The organism is Novosphingobium organovorum (assembly GCF_022832435.1).
Lineage (GTDB): Bacteria > Pseudomonadota > Alphaproteobacteria > Sphingomonadales > Sphingomonadaceae > Novosphingobium > Novosphingobium organovorum.
On record NZ_JALHLF010000002.1, the window covers coordinates 39836 to 52265 of the forward strand.

The 12430-nt window shown below is 65.8% G+C and carries 13 protein-coding genes; 7 read left to right on the top strand and 6 right to left on the bottom strand.

Annotated features, from left to right (window positions below; genetic code table 11):
• Window positions 1-32: 32 nt before the first annotated feature.
• Window positions 33-1352, top strand: a complete 1320-nt coding sequence (locus MTR62_RS01030) for an MFS transporter (protein WP_244016416.1) — start codon at window positions 33-35, stop codon at window positions 1350-1352.
• A gap of 31 nt (window positions 1353-1383) precedes the next feature.
• Here the strand turns inward: MTR62_RS01030 and MTR62_RS01035 are convergent, their stop codons facing one another.
• From MTR62_RS01035 to MTR62_RS01045, 3 genes are all read right to left on the bottom strand, one after another.
• Window positions 1384-1620: a hypothetical protein gene (locus MTR62_RS01035; protein ID WP_244016417.1), complete on the bottom strand. Its 237-nt coding sequence runs from the start codon at window positions 1618-1620 to the stop codon at window positions 1384-1386.
• 202 nt (window positions 1621-1822) lie between these two features.
• Window positions 1823-2005, bottom strand: a complete 183-nt coding sequence (locus MTR62_RS01040; protein WP_244016418.1) for a CsbD family protein — start codon at window positions 2003-2005, stop codon at window positions 1823-1825.
• Between the two features lie 130 nt (window positions 2006-2135).
• Window positions 2136-2549 (bottom strand): EVE domain-containing protein, encoded by a 414-nt coding sequence (locus MTR62_RS01045; protein WP_244016419.1) that lies wholly within the window; start codon window positions 2547-2549, stop codon window positions 2136-2138.
• 81 nt (window positions 2550-2630) lie between these two features.
• Between MTR62_RS01045 and MTR62_RS01050 the strand changes: the two genes are divergently transcribed.
• The 6 genes from MTR62_RS01050 (at window position 2631) to MTR62_RS01075 (ending at window position 9197) form a co-directional block, all read left to right on the top strand.
• A complete protein-coding gene (locus tag MTR62_RS01050) occupies window positions 2631-3566 on the top strand; it encodes an isopenicillin N synthase family dioxygenase (RefSeq protein ID WP_244016420.1) in 936 nt (311 codons plus the stop codon).
• Between the two features lie 119 nt (window positions 3567-3685).
• Window positions 3686-5461, top strand: a complete 1776-nt coding sequence (locus MTR62_RS01055) for a putative bifunctional diguanylate cyclase/phosphodiesterase (protein ID WP_244016421.1) — start codon at window positions 3686-3688, stop codon at window positions 5459-5461.
• A 72-nt stretch (window positions 5462-5533) separates the two neighbouring features.
• On the top strand, window positions 5534-6376 hold the full coding sequence (dapF, locus tag MTR62_RS01060; RefSeq protein WP_244016422.1) for a diaminopimelate epimerase: 843 nt from the start codon (window positions 5534-5536) through the stop codon (window positions 6374-6376).
• On the top strand, window positions 6373-7551 hold the full coding sequence (locus MTR62_RS01065) for a MiaB/RimO family radical SAM methylthiotransferase (RefSeq protein ID WP_244016423.1): 1179 nt from the start codon (window positions 6373-6375) through the stop codon (window positions 7549-7551). Before dapF ends, MTR62_RS01065 begins: the two co-directional genes overlap by 4 nt.
• Window positions 7548-8510 (top strand): signal recognition particle-docking protein FtsY, encoded by a 963-nt coding sequence (gene ftsY / locus MTR62_RS01070; protein WP_244016424.1) that lies wholly within the window; start codon window positions 7548-7550, stop codon window positions 8508-8510. Before MTR62_RS01065 ends, ftsY begins: the two co-directional genes overlap by 4 nt.
• Window positions 8511-9197 (top strand): inner membrane-spanning protein YciB, encoded by a 687-nt coding sequence (locus MTR62_RS01075; protein WP_244016425.1) that lies wholly within the window; start codon window positions 8511-8513, stop codon window positions 9195-9197. It begins immediately after the preceding gene.
• An 80-nt stretch (window positions 9198-9277) separates the two neighbouring features.
• Here the strand turns inward: MTR62_RS01075 and MTR62_RS01080 are convergent, their stop codons facing one another.
• Genes MTR62_RS01080 through MTR62_RS01090 form a run of 3 tightly spaced genes read right to left on the bottom strand, consistent with a single transcriptional unit; the run spans window position 9278 to window position 12342 of the window.
• Window positions 9278-9769, bottom strand: coding sequence for a DUF2938 family protein (locus tag MTR62_RS01080; protein WP_244016426.1), 492 nt, complete (start codon window positions 9767-9769; stop codon window positions 9278-9280).
• Between the two features lie 54 nt (window positions 9770-9823).
• Window positions 9824-10369, bottom strand: coding sequence for a hypothetical protein (locus MTR62_RS01085; RefSeq protein ID WP_244016427.1), 546 nt, complete (start codon window positions 10367-10369; stop codon window positions 9824-9826).
• 2 nt (window positions 10370-10371) lie between these two features.
• Entirely contained in the window at window positions 10372-12342 is a 1971-nt protein-coding gene (locus tag MTR62_RS01090) for a potassium transporter Kup (protein ID WP_244016428.1), read from the bottom strand.
• Window positions 12343-12430: the final 88 nt, after the last annotated feature.

The following is a 12430-nucleotide window of genomic DNA, read 5'->3' on the forward strand; positions in this document are numbered from 1 at the left end:
AGCGAGCGGCGAGATACCGGCACCACCATCCCATGACCCCTGCGACACAACTGATCCGTACCCGGCGATTTTTGCCCCTGTTTGTCACGCAGCTGCTCGGCGCCTTCAACGACAACCTGTTCAAGAACGCGATGGTCCTCTTCGTGGTCTACAGCGTCTACCACTCGGAAAAATCCGAGGCGCTGTTCAGCGCTCTCGCCACGATGGTCTTCATCGCGCCGTTCTTCATCTTCTCCGCGCTGGCCGGCCAGCTCGCCGACATGCGCGACAAGGCCGCGATCATCCGCACCATCAAGCTGTGCGAGATCTTCATCATGCTGGTGGGCGGGATCGGCCTCGCGCTCGCGTGGAAGGGCATCGCGATCCACACGCTGGCCATTCCCCTGCTGCTCATCGCGGTGTTCGCAATGGGCGTCCATTCGACGTTCTTCGGCCCGATCAAGTACGCCATCCTGCCCCAACACCTGCACACCGATGAAGTGCTCGGCGGTACGGGTCTGGTCGAGGCCGGCACGTACATCGCGGTGCTGGCGGGCACGATCGTCGCAGGCTGGATCAGCGTCGATGCCGCGGCGGTGGGCGTGATCGCGGTCGCCGTGATCGGCTACCTTGCCGGCCGCAGCGTTCCGCCCGCGCCCCCGATTGGCGCGATCGAGCCGCTCGACTTCCATCTCCTGCGCGCGCCCGCGCAGCTCGTGCGCTCGACCATGAGCGACCGGCGCGTCTACCTCGCGATCTGCTCGATCAGCTTCTTCTGGGCGCTGGGCACCGTGCTGTTCATCCAGTTCCCGCCGCTCGCCAAGAACATCCTGATGGCCGCCAAGGAAGTGGCCAGCCTGTTCCTGGTGATCTTCTCGGTGGGCATCGCCATCGGCTCGATGACGATCAACGCGCTGCTCAAGGGCAAGGTCTCGGCGCGCTGGTCGCCGATATCGGTGATCGCGATGGGCCTGTGCCTGTTCGCCTTCCAGATGGTGTGCGAGGCCTGGCAGCCACACGGCGGCCCGAACGACCTGATGGACGTGGCCACTTTCGTGGTCCAGCCGCTCGCCATTCCGCTCATGCTCTCGCTGCTCGGCGTGGCGATTGCGGGAGGCATGTTCGTGGTGCCGCTTTACGCCTTCCTCACCACCTTCGTCGAAAAATCCCAGACCGCGCGCACGATCGCGGCGAACAACGTGGTCAATTCAGGCGCGATGGTCGTGGGCGGTGCGGTGGCCGTGCTGCTCAACTTCCTGGGTATGCCGATCGTCAAGCAACTGCTGGTCGTCGCGGTGTTCTGCCTCGCTTCGGCGTGGCTGGGCTACCGCCTCTACCGCGCCGAATGCGCCGAAGAACAGGCCTGCGGCTGATCATCGGCCAGCACGGCGCCTTTCTTTCCCGTCACAGGATATAGGCGAAGATCGCCAGGAAACACAGGCAGTAGGCCGAAAGGAACCGCTGCCAGTCGCCCGCGCTCATCTTCCACGCCCGTGCGGCGCGCGCGTTCGCCTGCGCTTCGTCCGCATTCTCGACGCCAAGCACGCCCGGCGCGAAGACATGCACCGGCAACGAGCGTCGAAACGGATGACCGGCCCCTTCGTGTCCCAGGGCAAGCGCACGGCGTCTGATGGTTCTCATGGACCATCTCTTAACTATTTATTTACCATAGTTCCAGAGCACCTTCACCAGCTTCCCATTTCGGGACGAGGGGACGCCGGAGAACCAAGCTTACCCGCTGAAAATACGTACTTTTCCGTAGAACCACACCCAAAGCAAGAAGGGCCGCCCTGGCGGGCAGCCCTTCGTTGACCGGGCGCTTGCGCGCCGCTGGCGTCGTGGTTCAGATCCGGTCGCCGAGAGCGCCCTTCACCTTGCCAAGACCCTGCTGCGCTTCACCCTTGAGCTCCTGCGCCTTGCCTTCGGCCTGCTGCGCGGGGTCCTTGCGCGCCTTGCCGATCGCCTGCTTGGCGTTGCCGGCGATTTCGTTGCCGAGGCCCTTGACGGTATCCTTCAGTTCACCCATCACGTATCTCCTTGTCTACAAAGCGAAATATCGCTCGTTATACAGTTGGATCAACGCACTGGGCGGGCCTCCGGTTCCCCGCCATGCCACTTGCACCGCCCCACTGCGACGAACCGCGCCCGACATGCGATCAGCCGCCGGCAAGCTCCAGCACATGCGCCCATTCCTCTTGCGTCACGACCGAAACCGACAGCCGTGAAAGCTTGACCAGTTCCATCCCGGCCAGGGCCGCATCGGCCTTGATCGTTTTGAGCGTGACGGGACGCCGGAGCTTGCGCAAGGGCGTGACCTTGACCGCGGCCCACTTGCCCTCGGGATCGGTCGGATCGGTGAGACCAGACGCGCTAACTTGCGCGATGCCCACGATCTCGCGCCCTTCGTTCGAGTGGTAGAAGAACGCCTCGTCGCCCACCGCCATCGCGCGCAGGTTGTTGGCCGCGCGGTGGTTGCGCACCCCGTCCCAGGTCCCTTCGCCCTGCTTGATCAGATCGTTCCACCCGTAGGCATCGGGTTCGGATTTCAGGAGCCAGTAGCGCTTTGCCATGCGATGCCTTTCCGTTTCGACTATGGGGCACAAACCCTTTACAGGGGGCGCATAGACGATTCACAACGGAAATACACAGCCATGGACCTCGCCAACATCCCCGTGCTGAGCCTGTCGGCCGACCGCGCCGACCTGCCCGCGCGCCTGGGAGAAACCTTCCGCACTTACGGCTTCGCGATGATCCGCGACCACGGCATCGACCAGGCGCTGATCGATCGGGCCTGGGACCTGACCAAGCGGTTCTTCGCCCTGCCCGACGAAACCAAGCGCGCCTACTTCCTGGCCGGCAAGGGCGGCGCGCGTGGCTATACGCCGTTCCGCACCGAAGTCGCCAAGGGCGCGACCGAAAAGGACCTCAAGGAGTTCTGGCACGTCGGGCGCGATCTGCCCGAAGGCTCGCCGCTCGCCGCAACGATGCCCCCCAACGTCTGGCCGGGCGAGATCGAAGGCTTCGAGGAGACCTTCAAGCAGCTCTACGCGCGCTTCGATGCCGTGGGCGCCGAAATCCTTTCGGCCATCGCCGTCCACCTCGGGCTCGACGCGCGCTGGTTCGATCCGGCAATCGACGACGGCAACTCGGTGCTGCGCCTGCTTCACTATCCGCCGGTGGGCGAAGGCGCAGGCGGGGCCATCCGCGCCGGGGCGCACGAGGACATCAACCTCATCACCCTGCTGCTGGGCGCCGAGGAAGCGGGCCTCGAACTGCTCGACAAGAACGGCGAGTGGCTCTCGGTCGCCCCGCCGCCGGGCGCGATGGTCATCAACATCGGCGACATGCTTCAGCGCCTGACCAACCACGTCCTGCCCTCCACCACGCACCGCGTGCGCAACCCTTCGGGCGAACGCGCCCGCTACAGCCGCTATTCGATGCCGTTCTTCCTGCACTTGCGCAGCGACTTTCGCTTCGCCACCCTGCCCCAGTGCATCGATGCGCAGCATCCCGATCGCTACCCCGTCAGCATCACCGCCGACGACTATCTTCAGGAGCGTCTGCGCGAGATCGGGTTAAAATCCTGAAGGCGTGGCAAAACCCCTGAAACAGCGCCATTTCTCAGGCGCACCGGTGCGCTTGCTTAACCAAAATTTCAGGGGATAGCCCTAAGCCAGTCTTCTCGAACAGGGTTAGGGGGCTGGCTTTGGACGCCAAAGTCACATCAACGACACAATCCAATTCAAAGCCGGGAAATGCAAAGCTGGCGAATTGCGAAGCGACCGGGCAGCGTCCGGTCGATGTCGTCGCGCTGGGCATCGTTACCGCGGCGATTTTGCTGTTCGTCGCCACCGGCAGCGCCGTGGCGCCGCAGATCGTGCGCTCGTTCATGGGGCGCGGTCCCGGCCCCGACCACTTCATCCTGAACGCGTTTCTTCTCAACATAGCGATCATCATCTTTGGCTGGAGCCGCTATCGCCAGCTCAACGCCGAGCTGGAACAGAGCAACCGCGATCAGGCCGAGGCGCGCCGCCTTGCCGAAACCGACCCGCTGACCGGCTTCCTCAACCGACGCAGCTTCCATGCCCGCGCCGATCAGATGCTGGCCGAGGCACCGGCGCAGGGCCGCGCGGTGACGGTGATGATGATCGACCTCGACAACTTCAAGCAGGTCAACGACTTCAACGGCCACGCCGCCGGTGACCAGCTCCTGCGCCAGTGCGCCGCGCGAATTCGCGAAGTGGTGCCGGCCGGCAGCGCCATCGGGCGCATCGGCGGCGACGAATTCGTCATCGCAATCAGCTTCCTGCCCGGCCAGACCGCGCATCTCACCCGGCTCGCCGAAGTCCTCCTCAAGCAGATCGCCCGCACGCTGCGCATCGGCGAAACGACGGTCGAGATTACCGCCTCGGTCGGCCTTGCCGCCTCGCTCCCGCAGGCCGAGAACGCGCCCGCGCCAACCGCCCGTGCCCTGCTCGAATACGCCGATGTCGCGATGTACCACGCCAAGCATCAGGGCCGGAATGCCTTTGCCTGGTTCGAGCCGCAGATGGCCGAGGAACTGCACCTGCGCACCGAGCTTGAGGACAAGATCCGCAAGGGCGTAAAGGCAGGCGAATTCATCCCCTACTACGAACGCCAGATCGAACTGGCGAGTGGCCGACTGACTGGCTTCGAGATGCTCGCGCGGTGGCAATCGCCCGAACTGGGTATCGTCTCGCCCGACATCTTCATCCCCATTGCCGAGGATATCGGCGCCATCGCCGAGCTGTCCGAAAACGTCATCCGCCAGGCGCTCGAGGATGCCAAGGGCTGGCCGCGCGAACTGACCCTCGCGGTCAACATCTCGCCCTTGCAGCTGCGCGATCCGTGGTTCGCGCAAAAGCTGCTCAAGCTTCTGCTCGAAGCCAATTTTCCGCCCGACCGGCTCGAGATCGAGATCACCGAAAGCTGCCTCCACCACAACGTGGGCCAGGTCCGCTCGCTGCTCACCAGCCTCAAGAACCAGGGCATCAAGGTCAGCCTCGACGATTTCGGCACCGGCTACAGCTCGCTCGCGCAGCTGCGCAGCCTGCCGTTCGACCGCATGAAGATCGACCGCAGTTTCGTCGAACGGGTCCACGACGATCAGGACAGCGCGGCCATCGTGCGCGCCATCGCGATGCTGGGCGAAGGGCTGCATCTGCCGATCACCGCCGAGGGCATCGCCAACGCGGACATCCTGGGCGAACTGCTCAAGGTCGGCGACCTCAAGGGCCAGGGCTATTATTACGGCAAGCCGCGCCCGGCTGGCGAACTCGCCGAATGGCTCGCCGAAACGGTCGCGCAGGCCGCGCCATGCCAGGGCGTGTCCGGACGTCTTGCTCCGGCGGGCGCGCCGTCGCTCGAAAGGCCGCTCGCAGAGCGGACCAAAAGCGACCACGAAGGCGACCACGAGGGCGGCGACGAAAGTGCCTCCACCCGCAAATCGCATCACGGGTAAAGCGCCAGCACGCCGCGCCTCCGGTCCGCGTTTGGACTGGACCAAACCGCCCGCAATCCCTAGATCGCAGCCATGCGGATCGAATTCATCAAGATGCATGGCCTGGGCAACGACTTCGTGGTGCTCGACGCGCGTGAAAAGCCCCTGCCCCTTATCGACGCGGCGGTGGCAAGCGCGCTGGCCAACCGGCACACCGGCATCGGCTGCGACCAGCTGATCGTGCTCGAACCCTCCTCGGCGGCCGACTTTCGCATGCGCATCTTCAACCCGGACGGCAGCGAGGTCGAGGCATGCGGCAACGCCACGCGCGCGGTCGGCCTGCTGCACGGCAAGCCCGCGCGGATCGAGACGCTGGGCGGCATCCTCGAAGCGCGTCCCGCCGACGCAGGCATTTCGGTCGAGATGGGCCAGCCGCGCTTTGCCTGGGAGGCCATTCCGCTGGCCTATGCGATGGACACCCATTCCATGCCGCTGGCCTGGGAGGAGCTGGTCAACCCGATCGCGGTCAACGTGGGCAATCCCCACGCGATCTTCTTCGTCGCCGATCCTTACGCCATCGACATGGACCGGCTCGGCCCGCTGATCGAGAACGACCCCGTCTTTCCCGAGCGCGTCAACGTCAACGTCGCCGCCGTCACCGCGCGCGATGCGATCACCCTGCGCGTGTGGGAGCGCGGCGCCGGGCTCACCCGCGCCTGCGGCACGGGCGCCTGCGCCACCGCCATCGGCGCGATGAAGCGCGGCCTCGTTGATCGCACGGTGACCGTCACCCTGCCCGGCGGCCCGCTCACTATCGCGTGGCGCGAGGACGACGTGATCGTCATGAGCGGCCCGGCGACCGAGAGCTTTCGTGGCAGCTTCGCGGCCGACGCCTTTGGCCTGACCCAAGCCGCTGCGGGCGAGGTCACCGCTTGAGCGTCGAAGTCCACTCGCTGGGGTGTCGGCTGAACATTTCCGAAAGCGAGGACATGCGCCGGCTTCTTGCCGAGGCCGATGATCTGGTCGTGATCAATTCCTGCGCCGTCACCGCCGAAGCGGTGCGCCAGACGCGCCAGGCCATTCGCCGCGCCCGTCGCGCACGCCCGGATGCACGCATCCTCGTCACCGGCTGCGCGGCCGAAGTCGAACGCGCAGCGCTCGGCGCCATGCCCGAAGTCGACGGCCTCGTCGCCAACACCGCCAAGCTCGACCCGCGCGCCTGGAACGTGCCCGCGCCCCGCCCCCTGACCCGCGTGCGCGGCTACACCCGCGGCTTCGTGCAGGTGCAGAACGGATGCGATCACGCCTGCACCTTCTGCGTCATCCCGCAAGGACGCGGCCCCAGCCGCTCGCGCACGATCGACGAGGCGCTCACCGACGTTGCCGTCCATCTCGAGGCGGGCGTGCACGAAGTGGTGCTGACCGGGGTCGATCTCACCTCCTGGGGGCACGATCTCGACGGCCAGCCGGGGCTTGGCCAGTTGTGCGAGGCGATCCTTGCCCGCTTTCCCGACCTTGCGCGCCTGCGCCTCTCCTCGATCGACGGGGCGGAGGTCGATGCGCGCCTGTTCGAACTGCTCGCCGCCGAGCCGCGCGTGATGCCCCATGTCCATCTCTCGCTCCAGCACGGCCACGACCTTATCCTCAAGCGCATGAAGCGCCGCCACAGCCGCGCCGATGCGCTCGCGCTGGTCGGTGGCCTGCGCGCGCGTCGCCCGGAAATTGCCATCGGCGCCGATCTCATCGCCGGCTTTCCGACCGAGGACGAGGAGGCCCACGCGGCCAACCTCTCGATCGTGGCCGAGCTCGGCATCGTCCACGGCCATGTCTTCCCCTTTTCCGCGCGCCCCGGCACTCCGGCCGCGCGTATGCCCCAGCTCGATCCCGCCACGGTCAAGACCCGTGCGCGCGCCTTGCGCGATGCGGTGTCGAAAGAGCGCTCCCGCTGGCTTGCGAGCCAGGTCGGCCAGCCGCTATGGGTGCTCGCCGAAAAGGACGGTACGGGCCATGCGCCGAATTTCGCGCGGGTCCGTCTGCCCGAAGGGACCGTGCCGGGCACGCTCGCGTGTCTCACGCCCGTCACTGTGATCGAAGGAATACTGCAAGCATGAGCGATACCACCGGGCCTGACGCGCCGGTTCCCGCAACGCAGGACAGCGACTGGTCGAACCGCCTGTTCGGCGGCTTTCGCAAGACCTCCGAACGCCTGACCGGCAACCTCGCCGGGATCGTCGGCGGCGGCCGCCTGACCGACGCGCAGCTCGACGATCTCGAGGACGCGCTCATCATGTCCGACCTCGGCCCGCGCGCCGCCGCGCGCATCCGCGAGCGCCTTGCCACCGAACGATTCGAGCGCGATGCGGACGAGCGCGCGATCATGGAAGTCGTCGCGCGCGAAATCGCCGACATCCTGCGCCCGGTCGCCAAGCCGCTCGACATCGTCGCCTTCCCGCGCCCGCAGGTGATCCTCACCATCGGCGTCAACGGCTCGGGCAAGACCACCACCATCGCCAAGCTGGCGCACCTGTTCCAGGAACAGGACTACGCGGTCATGCTGGCGGCGGGCGATACCTTCCGCGCCGCCGCGATCGGCCAGCTGGCGGTCTGGGCCGACCGGCTCGACGTGCCCATCGTCAAGGGCCCCGAAGGCGGCGATCCGGCCTCGGTGGTGTTCGACGCGGTCAAAGAAGCGACACAGGACGGCACCGACGTGCTCATCGTCGACACCGCCGGGCGCCTGCAGAACAAGCGCGAGCTGATGGACGAGCTGGCCAAGGTGCGCCGCGTGCTCGGCCGCCTCAACCCCGAGGCGCCGCACGACGTGGTGCTCGTGCTCGACGCCACCAACGGCCAGAACGCGCTCTCGCAGATCGAGACCTTCAAGGAAGTCGCCGGGGTCACCGGCCTTATCATGACCAAGCTCGACGGGACCGCGCGCGGTGGCGTGCTGGTCGCCGCGGCCGAACAGTACGGTCTTCCCATCCACGCCATCGGCGTTGGCGAGACGATCGACGATCTCAGACCCTTCAACCCGGACCTGCTGGCCCGGGTCATCGCAGGAATCGCGTAAATGCCCACCGATCCGGCCAAGAGCGCCGATGCCCTCCAGCCCACCCCGGCCGCCAAGCCCGCATCCAGCTGGGTCAATCTCGTGGTCGATTTCGGCCCGCTGCTGGTGTTCTTCTTCGCCTACTACCACTTTTCGCCCGCCAAGGGCAGCGACACGCTCGGCACCGTATCGGCCGCGATCAAGGGCACCGTCGCCTTCATGGTGGCGACGATCATCGCGCTCGCGCTGTCCAAGTGGCGGCTGGGCAAGATCTCGCCGATGCTCTGGCTGACCACCGTCCTGATCCTGGGTTTCGGAACGCTGACGGTGGTGTTTCGCGACGCCATCTGGATCCAGCTCAAGCCGACCGCGGTCTACCTGATGTTCTCGGTCCTGCTGTTCGCGGGGCTGTTCAAGGGCAAGGCCATGCTCAAGTACCTCCTCCAGTCGGCCTTCGAAGGGCTCGACGAGGAAGGCTGGATCAAGCTGTCGCGCAACTGGGCCTGGTTTTTCCTGGCGCTGGCCGTCGCGAACACCGCGCTGGTCTACACCGTTAGCTTCGACGCCTGGCTCAAGGCCAAAGTCTGGGGCTTCACCCTGGCCTCGTTCCTGTTCACCTTCTCCCAGCTGCCCATGGTGCTCAAGCACGGCATGGGCGATACCGGCGAGGCGAGCGAGGAACTGCTCGAGAACCCGCCGCACGATTGACAACCCGTGGGTGCGGTTCACGCCGCATGGCACGAAAAGGCCCGGAGGACCAAGCGTCCACCGGGCCTTTTCGTTCTTGGTCAGGCGGCCAGCGCCCGCGCCAGGGCGAACTGCGCCACGGCAAAGACCGTATGGTTGACGAGCGAGAGCGCGATGCGGCGCGGCTGATCGGGTGCCTTGCGCGCGAACACGCCGCCGCCAAGGCAGGGCGTGAGCACCACAAGACCGGCCAGCGTACTGAACACGAAGCCAACCAGCACCACCGGCAGCACCCGCGGCGCGTTCAGGAACCCAGCGCCCCAGACCAGCGGATAGAGCGCCGCATAACCGAGCCCGACGAGATAGTGGAACGCCCAGCCAAGCGCCTTTTCCGCGCGCGTGGGGGCAGACAGGTCGGTGCCACGATAGATGACGTTCCCCGAGCCAAGGCCCATGAGCCAGCGCCCGACGATACCCCAGTTCGCTCCCGCAACGCCCAAGGCATGGCGCAAGGCCAGCGCCCAGAGGTCGAGCACCACCGTCGCGCCGATGCCGACCACCAGCGCGAACACCGCGATCCGCTCGATCAGCACGCAGCGTTTGCCCTTTGTCGCATCAGGTGTCGGGTGCCACCATCAGGACCAGCCCTACCGGTCATGTGGGGCGACAGTGTAGCCCGCATCGGGCGCGATCCACTGCACGGGTCGTGGCGGCACATTGCCGTCAAACCCTTCCATGGTATCGATCTTGACGAGACGACCGGCCTTGTCGTGCCCCAGCGTCTCACACACCCTGCGTCCGTCGAGCTGGGCAAAGATGGTCTGGGCCAAATGCGCGAGCGCGGCAGCGTTGGGTTCCGGTTCGAGGGCGACACCCTCGACCCTCAACGTGCCTTGCAGCAGGTCCTCCCGGCGTATCTGACCACACAGCTGGTTTGCACCTTCAAGCGTCATCGCCGAGCGCGTTTCGAGGGTAATGGCTTTGGCCGCCGGGATCAGCACTTCTCCAGTATCAGTAAAGCGGCCCGGCCCTGCTGGCGCCTGGCGGTCGATCGTCGTACAGGTACGCGAGGCGACATCGGGATTGGTGCAGAGCACCTTGCCCTTAGCCACCTGCCCGGCGATATCGAGATCATCCGCCACCGCCGTGACTGGCGATGGCGCGAGCAGGAGCGCGGCAAGGATGGCCAGCACGCTCAGATCTCGAGCTGGCTGCCGAGTTCGACCACGCGGTTGGTCGGCAGGCGGAAGAACACCATCGCGCTTGCCGCGTTGCGCAGCATCCAGGCGAAAAGCTTTTCGCGCCAGATCGCCATGCCCGGCTTTTCCGAGGCCACCAGCGTCTGGCGCGAGAGGAAGAAGCTCGTCTTCATCATCTCGAACGGCTGACCGCACATCTGGTTGTGCGCAAGCGCGGCGGGAATGTCGGTCTCTTCCATGAAGCCGTAGCGCAGCGTCATGCGGTAGAAGCCCTGGCCCAGTTCCTGAACCGAGTAGCGATCGCTCGATTCGACATAGGGCACATCCTGAACTTCGACCGTGAGCACCACGACGCGTTCGTGCAGGACCTTGTTGTGCTTGATGTTGTGGAGCAGCGCCGAGGGCACGCCCACGTTGCTCGACGCCATGAAGATCGCCGTGCCGGGCACGCGGGCGGCGCTGCCGTGCGCGCTCTTGGCAAAGACGTTGAGCGGCAGGGCCGCCTCGGTCATGCGGTCGCGCATCAGGCGGCGGCCCTTGTTCCAGGTCGTCAGCAGCGTGAAGGCTACCCCGCCGATCATCAGCGGGAACCAGCCACCGTCGGGGATCTTGGTCGCGTTGGCGGCGAAATAGGTGCCGTCGACGACGAAGAAGACCACCGCGACGGGCACCGCGATCCACAGCTTCCAGCGCCACAGCACGATCAGCAGCACGGTCATCAGGCAAGTGTCGATCAGCATCGCACCGGTCACCGCGATACCGTAGGCCGAAGCAAGGTTCGAAGAGTTCTGGAACACCAGCACCAGCACGATGACGCCGATCATCAGCGCCCAGTTGACGAAGGGAATGTAGATCTGGCCGACCTCATGCTCGCTGGTGTGGCGGGTCGAAAGGCGCGGAATGAAGCCCAGCTGCATGGCCTGGTGGGTAATCGAGAAGGCGCCCGAGATAACCGCCTGGCTCGCGATGAAGGCGGCGCAGCTGACCAGGATGACGAGCGGCAGGCGCAGCGATTCGGGCGCGAGGTTGAAGAACGGGTTCTCCATCGCCAGCGCGGCCTGCGAATCGTCGAGCCCCAGGATCATCGCGGCCTGGCCGAAGTAGTTGACCAGGAGGCACGGCATCACGAAACCGAACCAGGAAAGGCGCATCGGCCCGCGCCCGAAGTGCCCCATGTCCGAATAGAGCGCCTCCGCGCCGGTCACCGCCAGCACGACCGAGCCGAGCGCGAGGAACGCCAGCACCTTGTCGGTCAGGAAGAACTGGATCGCGTACCACGGGTTGAGGGCGACGAGCACGCCCGGCATCTGCACCAGATGGTACAGGCCCAGCACCGCCAGAACGACGAAATAGATGACCATGACTGGCGCGAACAGCGCACCGACCTTGGCCGTGCCGCTCTTTTGCAGGACGAACAGGCCGACCAGCAGGATCAGCGCGATGGGCATGACGAAGGGCGCGAGGTTGGACTGCACGACCGTCAGGCCCTCAACCGCGGAAAGCACCGAGACCGCGGGCGTAATCATCGAATCGCCGTAGAACAGCGCGGTCGCGAAAACGCCGAGCATGACGATCAGCCCGCCGTAGCCCGAGCGGCGAATCGCCCCCGAGATCAGCGCGACAAGCGCCAGGCTACCGCCCTGCCCCTTGTTGTCCGCGCGCATGAGAATGCCGACATACTGGACCGCGACGACCAGCGTCATCGACCAGAAGATCAGGCTGACCACGCCCAGGATATGCAGTTCGTCGATCGCCAGCGGGTGCGGGCCGACGAAGGTTTCACGAAACGCGTAGATCGGGCTTGTGCCGATGTCGCCAAAGACGACGCCGACCGCGCCGAACGCGAGCTTCGTTATGTTCCCGGAGGAATGGCCGTGGGAGGACTTGCCCCCGTCTTCGGATAGACCTGTGCCGGCCGGTTCATTTACCGGCAATGCGCCTGTCGTATCCTGTGATGCATCACTCATTCGTGCGCCCCGTCATGGACTCGAGACCCCGTCTCGCACCTGCGGCAAGGTTGAAGGCCGTTAGCAGCAAGGTGGTTGCCTAGCAACG